Source organism: Autumnicola lenta, assembly GCF_031846515.1.
GTDB lineage: Bacteria > Bacteroidota > Bacteroidia > Flavobacteriales > Flavobacteriaceae > Autumnicola > Autumnicola lenta.
On sequence record NZ_JAVRHO010000008.1, the window covers coordinates 24,648 to 44,587 of the forward strand.

Annotated in this window: 17 protein-coding genes and 1 pseudogene; 9 read left to right on the forward strand and 9 right to left on the reverse strand. The window is 38.8% G+C overall.

Annotation, left to right across the window (positions count from 1 at the left end; all coding sequences use genetic code 11):
• The first annotated feature begins 8 nt into the window (after positions 1–8).
• From RM545_RS07070 to RM545_RS07095, 6 genes are all read left to right on the forward strand, one after another.
• Positions 9–335 (forward strand): hypothetical protein, encoded by a 327-nt coding sequence (locus RM545_RS07070; RefSeq protein WP_311494614.1) that lies wholly within the window; start codon positions 9–11, stop codon positions 333–335.
• A gap of 338 nt (positions 336–673) precedes the next feature.
• The gene (locus RM545_RS07075; protein WP_311494615.1) at positions 674–2,125 is read left to right on the forward strand and encodes a PQQ-dependent sugar dehydrogenase; all 1,452 of its coding nucleotides are present in this window, start codon (positions 674–676) and stop codon (positions 2,123–2,125) included.
• Positions 2,101–2,478: a c-type cytochrome gene (locus tag RM545_RS07080; protein WP_311494616.1), complete on the forward strand. Its 378-nt coding sequence runs from the start codon at positions 2,101–2,103 to the stop codon at positions 2,476–2,478. The genes RM545_RS07075 and RM545_RS07080 overlap by 25 nt, the downstream gene beginning before the upstream one ends.
• 273 nt (positions 2,479–2,751) lie before the next feature.
• A complete protein-coding gene (locus RM545_RS07085) occupies positions 2,752–3,267 on the forward strand; it encodes a DUF305 domain-containing protein (RefSeq protein ID WP_311494617.1) in 516 nt (171 codons plus the stop codon).
• A 52-nt stretch (positions 3,268–3,319) separates the two neighbouring features.
• A complete protein-coding gene (locus RM545_RS07090; RefSeq protein WP_311494618.1) occupies positions 3,320–3,778 on the forward strand; it encodes a transmembrane 220 family protein in 459 nt (152 codons plus the stop codon).
• A complete protein-coding gene (locus RM545_RS07095) occupies positions 3,775–6,141 on the forward strand; it encodes a TonB-dependent receptor (protein WP_311494619.1) in 2,367 nt (788 codons plus the stop codon). Before RM545_RS07090 ends, RM545_RS07095 begins: the two co-directional genes overlap by 4 nt.
• A gap of 67 nt (positions 6,142–6,208) precedes the next feature.
• Here RM545_RS07095 and RM545_RS07100 read toward each other — a convergent pair whose 3' ends face one another.
• Positions 6,209–7,525, reverse strand: coding sequence for a PQQ-dependent sugar dehydrogenase (locus tag RM545_RS07100; protein ID WP_311494620.1), 1,317 nt, complete (start codon positions 7,523–7,525; stop codon positions 6,209–6,211).
• Between the two features lie 802 nt (positions 7,526–8,327).
• Between RM545_RS07100 and RM545_RS07105 the strand changes: the two genes are divergently transcribed.
• From RM545_RS07105 to RM545_RS07110, 3 genes and pseudogenes are all read left to right on the forward strand, one after another.
• Positions 8,328–8,705: a DDE-type integrase/transposase/recombinase gene (locus RM545_RS07105; protein WP_349254705.1), complete on the forward strand. Its 378-nt coding sequence runs from the start codon at positions 8,328–8,330 to the stop codon at positions 8,703–8,705.
• A 19-nt stretch (positions 8,706–8,724) separates the two neighbouring features.
• A pseudogene (locus tag RM545_RS17695) lies at positions 8,725–8,901 on the forward strand (IS3 family transposase); the annotation flags it as partial.
• Between the two features lie 75 nt (positions 8,902–8,976).
• Entirely contained in the window at positions 8,977–9,360 is a 384-nt protein-coding gene (locus RM545_RS07110; RefSeq protein WP_311494622.1) for a response regulator, read from the forward strand.
• On the opposite strand, the gene RM545_RS07115 is transcribed toward RM545_RS07110, so the two are convergent.
• The 8 genes from RM545_RS07115 to RM545_RS07150 form a co-directional block, all read right to left on the reverse strand.
• Positions 9,354–10,481, reverse strand: a complete 1,128-nt coding sequence (locus RM545_RS07115) for a GAF domain-containing protein (RefSeq protein ID WP_311494623.1) — start codon at positions 10,479–10,481, stop codon at positions 9,354–9,356. The two genes, RM545_RS07110 and RM545_RS07115, sit on opposite strands and share 7 nt — an antisense overlap.
• A gap of 369 nt (positions 10,482–10,850) precedes the next feature.
• On the reverse strand, positions 10,851–11,546 hold the full coding sequence (locus RM545_RS07120; protein WP_311494624.1) for a lysoplasmalogenase family protein: 696 nt from the start codon (positions 11,544–11,546) through the stop codon (positions 10,851–10,853).
• A 130-nt stretch (positions 11,547–11,676) separates the two neighbouring features.
• A complete protein-coding gene (locus RM545_RS07125) occupies positions 11,677–13,200 on the reverse strand; it encodes a two-component system sensor histidine kinase NtrB (protein ID WP_311494625.1) in 1,524 nt (507 codons plus the stop codon).
• 310 nt (positions 13,201–13,510) lie between these two features.
• Complete coding sequence (locus RM545_RS07130; RefSeq protein ID WP_311494626.1) at positions 13,511–13,855, reverse strand: hypothetical protein; 345 nt, start codon at positions 13,853–13,855, stop codon at positions 13,511–13,513.
• Positions 13,856–13,864: 9 nt separating this feature from the next.
• Positions 13,865–15,367: an FAD-dependent oxidoreductase gene (locus tag RM545_RS07135; protein ID WP_311494627.1), complete on the reverse strand. Its 1,503-nt coding sequence runs from the start codon at positions 15,365–15,367 to the stop codon at positions 13,865–13,867.
• Between the two features lie 48 nt (positions 15,368–15,415).
• Complete coding sequence (locus tag RM545_RS07140) at positions 15,416–16,393, reverse strand: ion channel (RefSeq protein WP_311494628.1); 978 nt, start codon at positions 16,391–16,393, stop codon at positions 15,416–15,418.
• Between the two features lie 77 nt (positions 16,394–16,470).
• On the reverse strand, positions 16,471–16,659 hold the full coding sequence (locus RM545_RS07145; protein WP_311494629.1) for a hypothetical protein: 189 nt from the start codon (positions 16,657–16,659) through the stop codon (positions 16,471–16,473).
• 146 nt (positions 16,660–16,805) lie between these two features.
• Positions 16,806–19,775 carry a heavy metal translocating P-type ATPase gene (locus tag RM545_RS07150; protein WP_311494630.1) on the reverse strand — a complete coding sequence of 990 codons (2,970 nt, stop codon included), beginning with the start codon at positions 19,773–19,775 and terminating at the stop codon, positions 16,806–16,808.
• Between the last annotated feature and the right edge of the window lie 165 nt (positions 19,776–19,940).

Genomic DNA, 19,940 nt, shown 5'->3' on the forward strand with positions numbered 1-19,940 from the left:
TACCAGGAATGGAAATTACAGCTACAGTTTTACTTTTTGCAGGAGCGGTTTTAGGTTTTATGGCCTTTACCCACCTAAGTATGAACATGTCGGTACCTAAAGCGACCTGGTTAAGCCACGTTGTTGGTGGTGTTTTACATAAATTCATTGCATGGATGGTGGCGGACGGTGTATGGTCTGTGGTAGGTTTGGGACAAATGTCGGCAGGAAACCGAGGTCAAGGAGCTTTTTTTGGATTTGTTGAAGGAAGTGGGATTGGAGGATTGTTTGGTAGTCTTCTATGTATAAGTTCTACTCTGCGGAAAAACGCAAAAAAAATTAAAACACAAAGGTAAAGATTAACTCTATAGACCTAGGCAGCCTTCAAAAGGAAGAACCTTATTATCAATAACTAAAAACCAGAAAACATGGAAACAGAAAGAGAAAAAAAAAGAAAGAATATGTGGTATTGGATCATAGGGACAATCATAGTCCTTCTACTAATCTGGTGGTGGTGGGCAGAAGCTGCCTAAGCTGCAATACAATTTTATGACTCAGGGGCTGTAGGCCTGGAATTAAGATATTTTGACTATGATAATCATAGTAAATAAACTTGCCTGTAGCCCTTCAATGATTTACTAGTCCAACAATAATTGTATGAAAAGCTGTCTCCACTATAGAAAAGGATAAAAAGATGAAAATAAAATATGTATTAACAGTACTCTTTGCTATTCTGCTGATCAACCAAAGTTGCTATCGCATAATGCCTTCTAAAGGCGGCGGACAGATTTCTGAGGTGCCATCAACCCGAAATATTGAACCTGCAGATGTTCTGTTGCCAGACGGCTATAACATAGAAGTTGAAGCCACAGGACTCACCTTTCCCACCGCGGTTACCTTTGACGACGTCGGAAATCTTTATGTGATCGAAGCAGGCTACTCCTACGGGGAAGTCTTCCTGGAACCTAAGTTACTTAGAGTAGAGGCAGATGGTTCCACCACTACCTTGTACACAGGCCAAAAAAATGGTCCGTGGAATGGCGTTACTTTTTACGACGGGCACTTTTTTATCGCTGAAGGAGGACAATTGGAGGGAGGAAAGATCCTTAAAGTAAGTAAGGAAGGTCAAGCTGAAGTTCTGGTAGAGGGATTACCAAGTCTTGGGGACCACCATACGAACGGACCGGTCATAAAAGATGGATATCTGTATTTTGGACAAGGCACAGCAACCAATTCCGGAATAGTGGGTAATGACAATGCCTCTTTTGGCTGGCTCCACCGCTTTCCCGATTTTCACGATATTCCATGTAAAGATATTACTGTAAACGCAATAAACAGTGAGACAAAAAACGTCCTGAGCGAAGATCCCGATGATAAAGCAGTTACAGGCCCTTTTCTTCCTTATAATCAAAAAGCCGAACCAAACGAGGTGATAAAGGGAGCAATTCCCTGTACCGGTGCTGTAATGCGGGTACCAATCAATGGAGGCGATCTTGAGCTGGTAGCCTGGGGGTTCAGAAATCCTTACGGCCTCGCATTAGCCCCAGATGGACAGATCTATGTTACCAATAACTCTTATGATGTTCGTGGTAGCCGTCCCGTTTGGGGAACAGGAGATTTGCTGTTTAAACTAGAGCAGGATGCCTGGTATGGATGGCCAGACTACAATGGAAATATGTCCATAACCCACCTGGAGGTCCCTGGAGAAGAAGACCCAAAAAAAATACTGGTGAATGATCCCGGTACGCCGCCACAGCCCGTGGCAAGTTTGGGGGTTCACTCCTCCTCCAACGGAATAAGTTTTTCCACAAACGGAAACTTTGGCTTTGAAGGACAGGCTTTTATAGCCCAGTTTGGGGATATGGCACCGGGAGTAGGAAAGGTGTTGTCGCCAGTTGGGTATCGGGTTATACGTGTAGATGTAGAATCGGGAATAGTTGAAGATTTCGCCACCAATAAAGCTAAAAAGAATGGACCTGCCTCCTGGTTGGAAACGGGAGGTCTGGAAAGACCGGTTTCAGTCCAATTCAGTCCCGATGGTAGTGCATTGTATATTACAGATTTTGGAATTCTTGCAACGAGCAAGGAAGGTGCTAACCCTGTTAAAAATTCTGGCGTGGTATGGAAAATTACAAGACAAGATTAAAAGGAAGAAATTACAGGTTTATAACTATAGCATTTTTAGCAGGCATTGTAGTTATTAGCTGCTCTGCCCCAAAAACAAAACCTTATGCTGAGGTTGTCAAGCTGCCAACAGAACAGCTTCAAAACGGGAGAATACTTTTTGATAATTATTGTGCCTCATGCCATCCTGAAGGAATGTCCGGTGTGGGGCTGGCTATTATAAATAAACCTCTGCCGAAGGCTCTTATTAAATTTCAGATAAGAAACGGAATTGGGGTTATGCCCGCATTTAATGAAGAACAACTTTCAGATGAACAGGTAGAAAATATCGCAGAATATCTGCACTACCTGCGTACAAACAGGAACAAAGACTAATTTGTAAGAAGTGAAAATTACCAACACGTGGTTTACCTGTTGTTTATTTCAGATGGAGTCCTTATTTGAAAGTCATCCTGAAAAAACACTCCCAAGACAAAAAATTAGATTTAACACAATTTTCATATCATTAAATCCATAAACTATTTAATTTGAAAAAAGCCATCAATGGCGAATTAAATTAAGCTCAAATCAAAAATAATTTCTAACCAAACAATCTAAAAAATGGAAAATAATCAAAACAACAAAAAGCCTTACATAAAGTTTTTTTTAATGATAGCAACTTCAATGGTTGCTATGTTCTTTCTGATGTATACACATTCTTACCAAATTATAGATCATTTTTGGTATAGTGAAACCCGACTGTTTATGACAATGATCATGGGAGGGGCAATGATCATTATTATGTTATTGTATATGCTTAACATGTACAAAAACAGGAAAGCTAATATGCTCACTCTTGCTTTTGGAGTCATATTAATAGGTGGGGCGATATGGCTGGTACGAAGCCAGGTAACCGTTTCGGATACAGATTATATGGAAGGCATGATACCTCACCATTCCATTGCTATATTAACGAGCGAGCGTTCTCAAATAGAAGATGTTAGGGTAAGAGAGCTTGCAGATAAAATCATTAAGGCGCAGCGTAGGGAGATCATGGAAATGCAATGGCTGATAAATGACATAAGAGAGAACGGCATAGTAGAAACAGAGGAAGAAAAAAAGGAACGCCCGACTCCAGATTTTGAAGGTACAGTCGAGAAAGAGACCATAGATCTATATGAATAACCAAACTCTTGCTAAATCGGCTAATCTTCTTAAATCACCTTTAAAACTTTAGATGAGAATCTCCAGCTCCTTGTGGGGCGAAGAGGTGACCAATGTTCAAAACCAACTTTTTGTGAAAATAGCTAATGCATTTTTTGCAGTAATTTTTCTTGTTTCTGCCTTTATACAACACAACGACCCGGACCCACTTTTGTGGATGTCCATTTACGGATATGGAGCACTGGTATGCATGCTGGCTATTTTCGGGAAGGATAGCAAGATTTTGCATTATGCAGGTCTGGTCTTTTTCGTTTCTTACGCTGTGTATTTGTTTTTTAACCACAATGGCGTCTATACCTGGTTCAGCTTGCATTCTGCGGAAAATATCACCGGTTCCATGTCTGATGATAAGCCCTGGATAGAAGCCAGCAGGGAATTCTTCGGACTGCTCATCCTAAATTTTGCACATATTCTCAACTTGCTTTTTCGAAAGTCATTTAGAAATAAAAGAACCCAAACTGTTGACCAATGAATAAAAAAATATTCTTAGGAATTTTTTTCAGCCTTTTCACCTTCCTTTTAAACGCACAGGAACCTGGCACTTTGCAGGGAAAGGTGCTTTCAGGTTCTTCTGAGCCCTTAGCAAATGTTGAGGTAAGGTTATTAAACACTTCTTTTCAAACCCGTACTGGGGTCGATGGAAATTTCTCCCTTCCGGAAGTACCCTATGGCTCATATGTAATGAGTATTCGAAAATCAGGGTTTTCAGAAACTATACGAAACGTTACCGTGGATTCAGCAATAAATAAGTTAGAAGTGATTTTAGGTTCCGAAGGAGAACGCCTCAGGGAAGTGGTTGTGACAGCTCAAAAAAGGGAAGAAGTGATCCAGGAGATTCCCCTTAGTATTACTAGTCTTTCTGCTGAAAACATAGAGCAAAGCCAGATCCAGAATGTGAATGATCTAACAGCAATTGCCCCAAACCTTTACGCCAGTGATCCTGGTGATCGCAGAACAGTGACTTCGATAAGGGGGATTGTGACCACTTCCTACGATCCGGCAATCGCCACTTATATTGACGGTGTAAACCAGTATAACCTCGACACTTATATCACTCAGCTTTTCGACATTGAAAGGATAGAAGTTTTAAGGGGACCACAAGGAACTCTTTACGGAAGAAATGCCATGGGGGGAGTGATTAATATCATAACCCGGGAGCCCCAAAATGAAACCACCATATTTGGAGAAGCTAGCCTGGGAAATTATAACCAACAGCGGTATATGGCCGGAATACGAACCCCCTTAGGAGAGAAACTATTTTTTGGTGCAGCCGGATTGTATGAGGAAAGAGAAGGATTTTACTCCAATGAATTCACCGGCTCCAGTTATGATGATCAGAAAAATTTTTCGGGAAATTACTATCTGAAATACCTTTTTAGCCCCACCTGGAATGCCACCTTAAATCTAAAGCATTTCACAGCAGAGAATGACGGTGCATTTCCTCTGAACATGGGTGTAGAAGCGGCTTTTGAAAATCCTTACACGCTAAACCAGAACCAGCTTTCCACAATGAAGGATAACACCTTCAATACATCTCTTGTCATTGACCATAAAGGGAAAAACTTCAATTTTAGTTCTCAAACTGCCTACCAGCAGAATTACAGGTATTACGAAAATCCTGTTGATGGAGATTTCTCCCCTCTGGACGCTATTTCGATTATTAATGACTACGGAAACGACTGGAATACAGTAAAAGTTGCGACACAGGAATTTAAATTCTCCTCTGTTAGTGGCCCCGGCAGAGACCTCGAATGGACAGCAGGAACTTATTTGTTCTACCAGGAAAGTCCGGTAAAACAGGCGACCCATTTTGGGGAAGATGCCGCCCTTGTGGGATCTGAAGAAATCAACTATTCGCTAATCAATACTACAGAATCAACAGGTAAAGGAATTGCCTTTTTTGGGCAGCTAAATTATCAGCTTACTGATAAAATCGGGGTCATCGCTGGATTGCGATACGATCATGAATACAAGAAGCAGTCTGTACTTGGAGAATATCAATTGGACTCTGATACTAAACCTCTCTTTGAATATCAACCGGACTCTACCGCTACTGCGAGCTTCAATGCCTTCTCGCCTAAAGTTGGACTTACTTATGATCTTTCAGAAGAGAACCTCGTTTTCCTTACCTACAGTCGTGGTTTTAGGGCGGGAGGCCTCACTCCTTTGAGTACAGACCCTACACAGCCACCTTTGTACGAGTACAAACCGGAGTTCAGCAATAATTATGAGATAGGCACTAAAAACTCTTTTTTGGAGAATAAGCTGCTGGTGAATGCCACTGTTTTTTATACGGAAGTGACCGACGTACAGGTACCGACCTTAGTCCTACCCGACGGGGTTATCGTCACACGAAACACCGGAAAACTTACGAGCAAAGGCCTGGAAGTAGAGCTGAAAGCTTTATTGGCCACCGGGCTTGAACTGAGTTATGATTTCGGTCTTACAGACGCCGGTTATGAATCGCTCCTCATTGCGCAAGATGGCGGTGAAATTAATTTTGAAGATAACAAGCAGATCTACACCCCGGAAATAACTTCGATGCTCGCTCTGCAATACAAGTCAAGCCTGGGATTAAATGAAAAGTGGGAATTCGCGGCCCGTGCAGAATGGAAGTACCTGGGGGAACAGTATTTCGATCTTGCGAATAATTTAAGGCAGGAACCGTACAGCCTGTACAACGGGAATATAGGTGTCTCCTACCGGGATATTAAGCTCATGCTGTGGAGCCGTAATATTTTTGATAAAGAATACATTAGCTACGGCTATAACTTTGGAGCAGTTCACCTAGGAAATCCTGCTACTTACGGTGTAACTTTATCATTTAAGATATGATCTTTAATAAATAAGGAACCACCCTCAGAATGGGTGGTTCCTCGTGTGCTTTAAATGTATTTTTTTTTTAATTCCCAGAAGTCATTTTAAACACCTTCCCGGTATTGCCTACAGGGCCTTCTTCATCGGTTGTAAGAACGAACATTTCTCCTTCCTTGTTCTGACCGAAAGACAACAAATAATGTCCGATTGAAGTAGAGTTGGTCTGGGCGATTTTCAGCTCTTGAAAATCCCACATGCCGGTCTCTTTTGGAGTTGAAACGAACACTGCACCTGCAGGTTTTCCATGATGCTGCGTCCAGGTTCCAAAAATGTATTTCCCGTCCAAATTTTTAAGGTCTTCACCCCTGTAAACATAGCCTCCTATGACGACCAGGCCTTTGCCTCCATGGTCGGTACCCCCTTGTTTAAATTCAATTACAGGACTTATCAGAGGGTTGCCCATCTTATCTTTTTCAGGACATTCCTCCTTCTCTTTATCGTTGTTATAGGCATTGAAGCAGTGTGTCCCTTCCATCACATTCCATCCATAATTGCCACCTTTGGTAATGACATTTACTTCTTCCCAAAGTACCTGTCCGGCATCTCCGGCAATGAGATCATTGCTACCCTTCAAGTCAAACGAGAAACGGTATGGATTTCTAAGCCCATAGGCGTAGATCTCGTCCATTCCCTCTTTATCTACAAATGGATTGTCTTCAGGAATGGCATAAGGAGCATCTCCATTCACGTCAATTCTCAGGATACTGCCCAGCAGGTTTTGCGCCACATCCTGCCCGTTTCCACCGGCATTTTCCCCATACCAATCGGGTACATGGCCCATATCGATATCATTTGCTCCTCCTCCATCGCCAAGGGCAATGTAGAGGTAATTTTCGGGCCCGAAGGCCAAAGTCCCTGCATTGTGATTATCCTGTGGCTGATCTACCTTTAGAATGATCTTTTCTGAAGCTTTGTCAGCCATATTAGGATTATCCGGAGAGACCCTGAATTCTGAAATGTGGCTGGTATGATTCCAATTCTCGGGACCATCTTCACTAAGGGGTGCACTATAATAGACGAAGAACCTGCCGTTTTCACTGTAATCGGGGTGAAAAGCAAGTCCTAACAAACCTCGTTCTTCATGGGCATCTTTTAATTCAACTATCTTATTTTTAAGATTCAAAAATGGCTCGTCCAAAAGCCCTTTTTGGGGAGTATGAATTCGGATCACCCCTACCTGGTCAACGATGAAATATCTTCCGGATTCATCGGGAGATTCAACAAATGCGACCGGTGAAACAAGATTATCTGCTATTACCTCCAATCCTACCGATTCCTGTGAAAAAGTTGCGAAGGAAAGAGTTAATAAGCAGGTTAAGGAGAAAAAGGATTTAATTTTCATAATGACTTTTTTAATTAATATTGCTTGCTGTCAACCTAATATAAGATAATCAAAATCATATACAGCAGTGGTTAAGAGCCTGTTAAAAGGCTTACTTATGGCTGTTAAGTCTATAAGTACAAAACCGCCATTTAACCATTGTATTTAATAATGACTAAATTATAGCTATAAAATAAATATCCTGCAAAAGATTGAAATTTGGATTTTTGATCTCTCATTTTATATGATAAAGAATAACAAAGTAAGCCAGAGAATGGACTCCGAAATAGAAATATTTCGCAATGTCGATTTCATACCATAATAGGAAAATCGCATACCAAAATAGAAGAAATGATCATTCCCCAAAAATTAGGACAGTAAGTTAAGTTCAAAAAATAATCTTGATTTAACTTAATCATGACACGAAGAAAATTCATCTCAAAATTTAAAACGAAGATAGTCCTTGAAACCCTAAAAGAGTGACAAACCGTCAATGAACTAGCACAAAAATTTGAAATCACCCCTCAGCAGATCAATACCTGAAAACGGGATTTCCTAAAAGAGACCGGTACGGTTTTTTCAAAAGGCGAAAAAATCAAAAAAATCAGAGGAAGAGGAAAAGAAAGACCAGCTTCTTAAAGTAATCGGGGAACTTAAAATCGAAAATGATTTGTTAAAAAACGCATTCGATAAAACCCTTGGAAGAGCGTAGAACAATGAAAAGCAAGGATCATAAAAACTTAGCCTCCATCGACAATGTAAGCTACTAGAAATCCACCTCAGCGGCCTATATTACAAACCCTGTAGCGAAAGCAAACTCAACCTGGAACTTATGCGATTGATAGATGAACCTTATACCGACCATCCTTTTAAAGGTTCCAGGCGGATGCATACCTGGCTCACGCTTGACAAAGGATATCCAATCAACAAAAAAAGAATTGAGTGTCTCTATTCCAAAGTGATGGGCTTCAGGAAATTAGCGATCATTGACCTTCATAACCGCTTTGTGCTAAACTGGCCGGTATACAATTCTATGGATGCCCAATGGTGCAAAAAAACTCTGGAAGAAGCCATCAATATGCACGGGAAACCCGAAATACTCAATACTGATCAGGGAAGCCAGTTCACTTCAGAGATTTTCCCCTTTTGTGTGTTCTCTAAAATACTAAACTCAGCATGGATGGTAAAGGAAGGACCATAGATAACGTTTTTTAGAAAGGCTTTGGAAAAGTGTAAAATACGAAAGCATTTTTCTAAGCCCGCCAGAATCTGGAGTAGATCTATACCGCCAACTCCAAAGCTATTTTGATTTTTCCAACCATCAAAGGAGGCACCGGGGAATAGAAAATGAAATACCCTTTAACCAATATTTAAAACAACAAAGAAAAGCTGCTTAACAAATGAAAAATAGAACTTAACTTAGCAGCTAAGCTGTCCTAACAAACGAGGATACTTCAAAGAACTAGAAATAAATGGAAAAACTTTTTTTGTTGATAGATGATGATAATATAACAAACTTAGTAAACAGGAAGATCCTACAAGATCAATTCCCTACGGCGACAATTGTTGATTTTAATGTGGCTAAAACAGCTCTGGATTTTGTAATGAATGAATTTAGAAAATCAAAAATGTTTCAAATAATTATTTTTTTAGATATTAATATGCCGGAAATATCGGGATGGGAAGTTATTACTATTTTAGAAAAGGATGCTGAATTTCAATACCACCTATACCTTCTGACTTCTTCAATTGACAAAGTAGATAAGGCGAAATCTGAGGAGTTTTCTTCAGTCCTGTCTTTTATATCTAAACCATTAACAATTCAAAAAATACAGCATTTAAATCTAAATCAATAGATAGTGACTTTTTCATCTGGAACGGATTTAGGGGTATCTCTTCCGTCAGCATATGTTCTATACAATTCTTTGGTGAAGGCATCTAATTCTTCAGAAACCTGTTTAATGTACCCATTGTATTCATTGATTTCCTGCGCATCCATCGTATGATTTTCTAAGATTGAAGTAAGACTTAATAAAGTAGCCACTGGTTTTCGCAAAACATGAGAGATATCAAAAGCTAATTTTTCCATCTTGTTTTGATAGGCTTTTTCTTTTGTATAATCCTGAATAAATCCATACCAGATAACCGAATTATCATTTTGCTTTTGGGGTATAGCTTTAACCTTCCTCCATTCTATAGTGTTCTCTTTATTTATTATACGGAATTCATGCTCCCAAAGCCTAAGGTTCTCAAAAGACTTTTGAATTTTTTTCTGCACCCTTGGAAGATCTTCTTCGTGAATTAGGGTAAATATTAAATGAGGATCCTTGTATACCTGTTCCCTAGTTATTTCCGGACTTAGAAGCTCAAGACCTTTACTGATAAAATGAAATGACATTTCACCCTCTTCTGTCATTTTACATTGATAAATCATACCTGGAATTTCATCTGTTAATTTTAAAAGGTTATCTGAATGAGATTCGATCTGTTGTTTTTGGAGATGAATCATCTTCTGATCATTCAGATGATCCATGGCCTTTTTTGCCAAGATCTTTAAAGCCTTCTTCTGATTTTCTGAAATTTTTTTCGGTTTTGTGTCAATCACACATAAAGTACCTAAAACATTTCCATTAGGTGTTTCTAGAGGAGCTCCCGCATAAAAACGAATATGGGGATCTCCTTTAACAAGTACATTATTTTTAAACCTTTCATCCTTCAATGAATCGGGTACAATTAAGATTTCTTCAGGTTGATGAAGTGTATGTCGGCAGAAAGAATCTTTTCTTGAGGTTTGGGTAATAGATAATCCACGGTGAACTAAAAAATTTTGGGTATCCTTTCCTACTAGTGTAATTAAAGAAATGGGTACATTACAGACTAAAGAAGCAATTTCAACCAATTCGTCCAGTATTTTTTCTTTAGATCCTTTCAATAGGTTATAAGACTGGAGTTCTTTAATTCTTTCTGATTCATTCATTTATCCAGGGGGATTTTTTGTTATTCTCTAAAATATAAAAAAAATCTAAAAGTTTTGCCGTTTGTCGGAGATTTACGCATTTTATCGAAAAGAACAAACAATAACTTTATTTCATTAAATAAGGCTTATCCCTAATACTTGTAACTACTATTTTGACAGGAATGCTAGGTGAAGGACTCGAGGCAATTGAAATTGGATACCTCGGACTTTTTTCCTTAGGTAAAAGTCTAATGAATCAAGATTTAAGTTGTGCAATTATTAAACAGAACAATTTGTAAAACAATATTCAATTTGTTATTGGCATAACAAATTGATTGCTCTCATGGCTCTCTGAAGTTAAAATTCCTTCATGCACTTACAATCTCCACATCAGAAATTTTCTTCTTTTATAGGCTCATTTTGATATAAAGCAGAAAATCTAGCAAGACCAGCCAATCCAATAACATACAATCCTCTTTCTAGGTAGTACATCTCTTTTAATTCAATATAATAAGCAGAAAACATAATTACATCAGAAAGGGCTAAAGATAAAATACTCATAAACAACACTATAGAAGCACGATTCACTCTATTATCCCAGAAAGAGAAGGCAGCCATTACCATTGCAACAGTGATTAACCCATGAATGTAAAAGAGTATTTCCAGTCCAAGTTCTTCAATTTCTTCCGAAAATATTGAAGCAACTTTATAAAATAAATAACTATTGATCAGAATTATAGCTATAAAATAAATATTCTGCAAAAGATTGAATTTTGGCTTTTTAATCTCTGATTTTATATGAAAAAGAATAAATAAGTAAGCCAGAGAATGGATTCCGAAATAAAAGTACTTTGCAATGTCGATTTCATACCATAACAGGAAAAAATCACATAACAAAAATAAAAAAAATGCTATGAGTAAAAATCGATTTTCAAGTGCAGAGATTCTTGCTGAGCAGCCACCTAAAATTGTGACCGATATAATTCTTACCCACCTACTTTCAATGAGGTCCCATTCTAAGATGGTATAGACATTGAATAAAATAAGTAGAAATGTAATTAAAAAAAGTAAATTTTTAATTCTCATTCAAAATTATTAAAAAAAATCGCGAAGATACATGAAATCAGATAGGTGCCTAATTATTTCTCTAAATATTATAGCTATTTTCAATTCACCTTTTTCTCTAAGAAGATTCTAAATGTAAATCCTATTGGATTTAACTTTCAGCATTATGAAAAGTTATCTTAAAGCAAGTGCCCACTTGAGGTTTACTATCCACTTTTATCTGGGCATCATGTTCTTCAAGTATATTCTTTACCGAAGTTAAGCCCACACCAACTCCTGTGTTTTTATTAGTATAAAAAGCATCAAATATGCGATTTATTTCGTCTGGCTTCAGCCCATGTCCATTATCCCGGATGCTTAATACACAATTTGTAGTATGTTGGGTAATCTCTATTTCTATGATTCCTTTTTCCGGAGTAGTAGCCTCACTGGCATTTACAATAATATTGAGTAAAGCGATAATGAGCTTTTCCTTATCTGCCAAGATATAACAGTCAGAACTTTCGTAGTTCTTTCTCACCGTTATACCCGCTAAATAAATTCTGTCTGAAGCTCTCTCTATGGTTTGATCTAGAATTTCAGCAAGATTTTCTCTCTTTAATTCCGGAGACGTATAATTGGAAGAATCTAATAGATTATTTACTAAATTATTCAAAGTTTTGGTGCTTCTGGAAATAATACCTAAATAATTGGCTACCTGTTCTTCCTTACCGGGAGCGAATTTTTTATTTAATATATCGCAAGCCATTCCAATGCTTGCTAAAGGATTGCGCAATTCATGAGCAAAAATCCGGGCAACCTCCCCTTGTATAGAAAGCCTTTCTGCTTTTAATAAAGCTTCTTGTGTATTTTTCTGCTCTGTTATATTCCTTACTAACAATACATATTCGCTTACCCAATGAGCATCTCGCCGCTCAAAAATTTTTCCGCGTACACTAAACCATTCCCAGGAGATGCCCCTTAATTTCAGACGTAATTCAATTTCCAGTATATCCTGATCATCCGATTTAATTAACTTCTTATGGAAAGCAATTATTTTTTCCCGGTCCTGTGGATGTATAAAAGGAAGGATTTCCGTTAATGGAGTTCCCTGGATTCTTTCTACCGTCATTCCCGCGTCAGGAAAAATATCTTTATTAATATACCGGACACTATAGGAGTCAAGGTTAATAATAAGAATCGTTTCAGGGGAAGTGTGTTCTAATTGGGTTTTAAATCTTAAGGTTTCCTGGAGATGTTCAGACTCACTTTTTCTTATGGTGATATCTTCAATGGTGGCGATCAATAGATCATCCTGAGATTTAACTGTCATTTTGAACCAGTTATTATAACCTTCTTTATCAAAATGAAATTCTTGTTCCATAGAATTTCCTGTAAGCATAACGTTTTTCAGCGCATCGAAAATTCCCAGTTCAACTCCATATCTGGAAGTTTCCAAATAGGTTTTTCCTAAAGGATCTACATCCAAATACATTTCCTGGAGTACCTTATTTATTTTGATAAACCTGAAATCCTTTATCCCCCCCTCATTATGGTAAATCGTTTTAAAAACCGCTATTCCCTGATTAGTGGTATCAAAGACGGTTTGTAATAATCTTTTACTTGCAATGTCATGGCAATGATGCTCAAGATTTCTTTTTCGCTTGAATCTGAGCTTGTTAAATAATTTAGACATAGAAATTGAATGCACCTTAGATGGCTTGAGTGCAAATTTAACATTTTTTTAGGAAATCTTCAATGAAAGGGGATTAATATAATTGTTAAAACGATGATTTCGAAAGATAAAAACTTACAATTAATCTTTTAAGTGATCTTATTCTTCGCTTAATTTAAGGAGAGAAGTTTTATAGATTCTCTCTTTAAATTTCACAGTTGTTGATTCACTTTTAAAACTAAACTTTCAATTTTATTCAAATCCTGTCTTTCAAAAGAATAGGTTAAGAAAACTTAACAGAGGATTCGATTATAGTTAACGGAATAACGTATTAGAACCCCAAAACATGAATTAAGATCCAAACAAATCCAAAGAGGGCAATGCCTGCATGTACAACAGCCACCCATTTAGGTACATTTTTATGCCTAATATCACGGAAAAAAAGATAAAGGCCAACTACAGCTGCTATGGAAAAAATCGTAAAACTGTCCCAGTGCTTGTGGTGCGATTTCGTGGTAAGTGCATAAATAAGCAAAATGAGTATACCCAGAACAGCGAATGTACCATGGGCAAATACAATAGCTTTAGGCGGATGTTTTTTCTGTAGCACATAGATTAAAAGATAGGCCCCGAGAAGAACTGCCAGGGTGAATGAAATTACTGCTGCAACTACCATATTGTTTATTTATTTCTCAGGATTAATACTTCTTTTATCAAGTGGCGAAAACGCGGGGCCTTCAATAACTTCTCCCGTGGGTTTAAATCTGCTGCCATGGCAGGGACAGTCCCATGTCTTCTCTTCATTATTCCAGTTAACAATGCATTCCATGTGCGTACAAACTGCCGATGCGGCACATAACGTGCCATCATCACTACGGTGAACTGCCCATTTTTCATTTTTGATTTCGACAATTTTGCCTTCTCCTGCTTTTACTTCAGAAAACATTTCTGCATCGGCATTCCCCGGATAATCTTTAAGATATTCCCCAAGGACATTAAGATTTTCTTTTATAAAAGATTTAGCTGATTTTAAAGGTGTAAATCTTTTTGCCTTGTAAATTTCTGCCCAATTGTTTTCTTTTCCGGTAAACAGGTCACGGAAAATCAATGCCGAAACCACTCCATACGTGAGACCATCTGTTGAAAAACCTGTAGCAACGAAAATATTGTCATCTGTACTTTCACCAATGTAAGGAAGCCCGTCTGAAGATTTGTAGTGCTGGGCAGACCATTTATAAGCTACTGTGTCAACATCATAATGTCTTTTCAAATTCTTTTCAAGATCTCCAAAATAATCCTTGTTTTCATCGGCCTGTCCTACTTTATGGTGATAGCCAACAGTAATTAAAAACTTTCCTTCTTCAGTTTCATAAGTACGCAGGGAGGGATGTGTTTTTGATTCGGCACTCCAGAAAATACCTTCTGGATAATCCCCGGATCGTAAGCGAGCCGCCAGAGCATATTCGCGGTGAGGAAAAATAGCCATTTGAAGTCCATAAATGCCTTTAGGACTATGGGTTGCCAGCACTACTTTTTTTGCCCTCACTTTTGCTGTAGGGGTATGCAAGACGTGTAGAGAACCTTTCTCTATATGATGAACCGGCGAATTTTCATATATACTACAGTAATTTTGGTCTACCTTTTGGGCAAGACCGGCAACAAATGCAGCAGGATTGAATTGGGCCTGGTTTTCAACCCTAATACCCGATTTTATATTGAAGGGCAACGAAGTTGATGTTATATCCTGCACTTCCAGACCAAATTTTTCCAGTGTATCTTTTGTGGTTTTAATTGTTTCTTCTTCGCCTGTTTCACTGTATAACACCCATGGCTGTCTTTTAAAACTACAATCTATCGCATATTTTTTAATCAGATCTTCAATGAGATTGATCGCGGTTGTACGAGATTCAGCCACTTTCCTGGCTGTCTTGTCGTTGAACTTTGACTGGATATGATGTAGCCGGTTGTCCACCATAGTATAAAGATTACCGGTAGAACCAGCGGTTGTGCCTCCACCCACGTCCATGCTTTCCAAAACGGCGACTTGAATACCTTCCTCAGCCAGAAGGTAAGCAGTAGTAATTCCGGTAATGCCACCCCCTACAATGGCAACTTCGACCTCTATATCTTCACTTAAAGAAATGGCCTTAGCATTAGAGGCCTTCGCTTTCCAAATTGATTCCGTCATGAGTTTTATTTTTTTATAAATTTAATAGCGAATTATTGGATACTTGTTTTAGTTTTTCTGATCCTGTTCCACGACCTGACGCCAGCTAAGACCCTCACTTTTAAGCAAGCCCTCCAGGATACGCCTACGCTCGATCAACTCTTGTGAGTTTCTTTCAGTCAAACTGTGTGGTAAATCTTCACTGCTTCGGGAAGCTTCAGCTTTAGGCAAGCTGCGCGAGAAATTTTTATCCAGATTTTGAAGGAAATTTGACAGAGAAGAACGCAAAATTTCCAGTTCCTCCCGAAGATTTTCTCCCTTTTTAGATTTAAGAAGAAACGTTAAAGCCTCATCTAATCTTGCGATATTAATACTGAACGAATCTTTCACTTCGGACCGGCTGTAAAAATGAACAACCGGATAAGCCTGATGACTTACGGAATGCCCGTCTACCTTCTCCTGAAGTTCAAGAATCTGTTGGAAACTATAGGAAGAATCCAAGGCAAGTATTTTCTTTACTATGGCCTGTGGATTATGACCCAAATTATAGATACTTTTTGCCAGGGTTCTTTTCTTTACCACAGCAGATGAAACGGAAAGAAAATAAGTCATCGAGCTGGTGAAAAAAATAAAACCGAAGAAAGAAAAGCAACTTGTGACCAGTTCAAAAAAAGGCGATGTAGGCTTAAAATTTCCCATCCCCAGGGTAGAAAGTGTATAACCGGTAAAATAGAGCCGTTCCCAGTAATTTGCTACTCTGCCGCTACTGTTGGTAATAGCCTCGGGGTTTGAGGAATAAACCAGGAAAAGTCCAAGCCAAATCAGAAAAAGCCATACAACGAGGATCATAAGATTTATGAATAGCCCGTGATAATTATAGACTTTTCTCCCAAAAGTCCTTACGAAAAACTGAAGTATCCTATCGGACAAAATTGCTACATTTTTAGAAACAAAACCCGCTCCGCTGGCGGAAAGAGTAGTGTAAAAAAAATCATGTATAGCTATTAATAGTATAATGAATCCAAGGATTAGTAATGTTTCTGACATTTTATTATTTAAATAAATGTTTATTTAAACCTAAGATTGTAATTTTTGAAGAAGCCAATATAGATGTATGCTAAAATTTATCCTGAAATCCTACAAAAAAACGAATCATTAGGTGCGACTTCTTTCTCTCCTTTAGAATCAACCTGCATTATGGGCTCGCAGAAAACTTCTTCTGCTATCCACCACCCCAACTCTACAATTACTATTGAAGCGAAAATAAGATACCATAGCCGTTTATTCGCCACTCTCTCTTTTTTGGATCCCATAGTGTAATTTGCAGTCAATTTTTAACAAATTAGTTATTATTAATCTCGCCCCGTTCTATTATTATGGAAAATACATTAACTATTCCAGGATAGTGGTCATTCAGCCTATAATGTATCTTTAAGAAACCGTGTATTTTCACTAGATGCTAAACCTTTGCTGCTCTAAGGCGCAAAGCATTTGCAATCACTGAAACAGAACTCAGGCTCATAGCCAAAGCAGCAATCATAGGTGAAAGCAGTATTCCGAAAAATGGGTACAGCAGTCCTGCTGCAATTGGAATACCGAGGGTATTGTATATCAGCGCGAAAAAAAGGTTCTGTTTAATATTCTTCATAACCTTTTGGCTCAAAATTTTAGCCTTGGCAATGCCTTTTAAATCCCCTTTCACAAGAGTAATTCCTGCACTTTCAATAGCAACATCTGTCCCGGTACCCATTGCTATTCCAATATCGGCCTGAGCTAAAGCAGGCGCATCATTTATTCCGTCGCCTGCCATGGCTACTTTCTTACCTTTCATCTGTAAACGTTCAACTTCTTTTAATTTATCCTCCGGCAGCATTTGTGCTTTAAAGCCGTCCAGGTTTAAAGTTTCACTGACAGCTTTGGCAGTATCTTCATTGTCCCCGGTTAGCATGAATACCTCTATTCCCAGATCATGGAGTTCTTGGATGGCTTCTTTACTCGAAGCCTTAATTTTATCTGATATAACCACAAAGCCAATAACCCGGTTTCCTTCAGCTAAATAGGAAACGGTTTTCCCTAATTGCTGTTCTGTTCTTACCTGTTCACGAAGTTCATCAGAAATTTGAGCGTTTTCCTGCTCCATTAACCTGTCATTTCCTAAAGCTATTTTCTTCCCGTTTAGTTCAGCGGTAACCCCTTTTCCTGTGATCGCATTAAAATTAGAGACTGATTTTATTTCTATTTCCTTTTCTTCAGCGTAACGTACAGTTGCTTCTGCCAAAGGATGTTCACTACTGCTATTAACCGAAGCTATCTTCTGAAGGATCTCTTTTTCATAAAATTTTGATGATGCAGGAACTACCTTTTCTACTGAAGGTTTTCCTTCAGTGACAGTTCCTGTTTTGTCTATTATTACCACATCAACCTTATTAAACCTTTCGAGTGATTCGGCATTTTTTATAAGAACTCCCGATTGCGCACCTTTTCCCACCCCTACCATGATAGACATTGGCGTAGCCAATCCCAAAGCACAGGGACAGGCAATGATCAATACTGCAATGGCATTAACCAGCGCAAAAACGTATGAAGGTTCAGGACCAAAAATTGCCCAGATAATAAAGGTTAAAACAGACACTGCAACTACAACCGGAACAAAATAACCTGAGATCCTGTCAGCAAGTTTTTGAATTGGTGCCCGGGACCTACTCGCAGCATTTACCATTTCAATAATTTGTGAGAGAAGGGTTTCTGATCCTACTTTTTCAGCCACCATTATGAAGGTTTTGTTTCCATTTATAGTCCCCGAGCTTACTTTATCGCCTACCTCCTTATCCACCGGAATAGGTTCCCCTGTTATCATGGATTCGTCAATGTTGCTTTCCCCTTCCTTTATACTTCCATCTACAGGAATTTTCTCTCCCGGTTTTACCCGAAGCAGGTCTCCCCTATTGATGTCGTCTATCATCACCACCTGCTCTTTTCCATCGACTATACGGGTAGCTTTGTTTGGTGCGAGCTTTAAAAGTTCCTTAATGGCTGAATTTGTCTTTCCATGAGCTCGTGCTTCAAGCAACTGCCCAAGGAGCACGAGTGTGAGGATGATTGTCGCCACTTCATAATAGACAAAAACAGTACCCTGTTCTGTTTTAAATTGAGCAGGAAGAACATCTGGAAACAACATAGCTGCCACGCTGAAAAGCCAGGCCACCCCTGCACCTATCCCTATTAGCGTAAACATGTTTAGGTTCCACGTCTTTATAGATCTATAGGCACGTTCAAAAAACATCCATGTGGCATAGAAAACAACAGGAATAGATAATCCAAACTGAACCCAGTTCCAATACTCCCAATCCATTACCTCCATCAGTGGATTATCTGAAAATATTTCTTCAGACATCGCTATTATTAGAATAGGAATGGTGAAGGCAGTAGCAACCCAGAACTTCTGCAGCAGTTTCTTATAGGTCTTGTCATCTTCATCCACACCTCCTTCCATAGGAACAAGATCCATTCCGCAGATTGGGCAGGAACCCATTTCATCCTCTACTATTTCAGGATGCATGGGGCAGGTAAATCGCTGAGGCATCTTTTGCGAGGACGGTGCTTCAACGAGATCCATCCCACACACCGGGCAATCTCCGGGTTTATCATACGTTTTTTCCCCCTCACAGTGCATAGGGCAATAAAAGGAGCCAGATCCTCCCGCAACTTTTTCTGTACTTTTTTTAGAAGGCTTTTTAGCTTTCTCTCCCGGCATAGTGATAGAATAAGTTCCTCCATCATCCTCCAGTTTTTTCTGAAATGTTTTAAGTGGAATATGTTTATCCATCTCTATCACCGCCTCTTCCTTTTCCAGGTTTACCGATGTATTGGTGACCCCTTCTACTTCGCTCAAAGCTTTTTCCACATGACTTCTGCAACCGCTGCAGGTCATTCCATGAACGGCATAAGTGTGCTTCATCTTTTTTTCACTGCTACGTCCTTCTGAAGGTTGAGAAATTCTGTAATTTGAATCTTTTAAAGCCTCCTGAAATTGAATAATTTCAATATGGCGTTCCATCTCTATAGTAGCTTCCGCTTTTTCAAGATTAACAGAGGCCTTTGTGACTCCCTCTACTTCATTTAAGGTTTTTTCAACATGGCTACGGCAACCATTGCAGGTCATCCCGTGAACCGCATAGGTGTGTGTCATAGTTGAGTGTGAATCCTCTTCCTCCTCACTAGGTAGAGCAATAGAATAGCTTCCTTTCGTTTCTTCCAGTGCCTGTTGTAGCTTTGCCAGGGGCACATGCTGCTTCATCTCAATAACTGCCTGTTTATCCTGAAGGCTTACTTCAACATTAGAGACCCCTTCAACTCCCTGCAAAGCTTTCTCCACTTTACTGCGACAACCGTTGCAGGTCATACCTGAAATTGTATACCTCTGTTTCATGACATATTATTTGCTACTTATATTCTCTTACCTTTGTGTCCTAAAATAAACGGTGCATATGACCACAGCATTTCGAAAAGATCAGACTGTTTTATATTCCTCCATAAATGCTAATTAGAAAAACCCAGCAAATTGGGTTTTTATGTTTTTTGTAAAAAAAAGGAA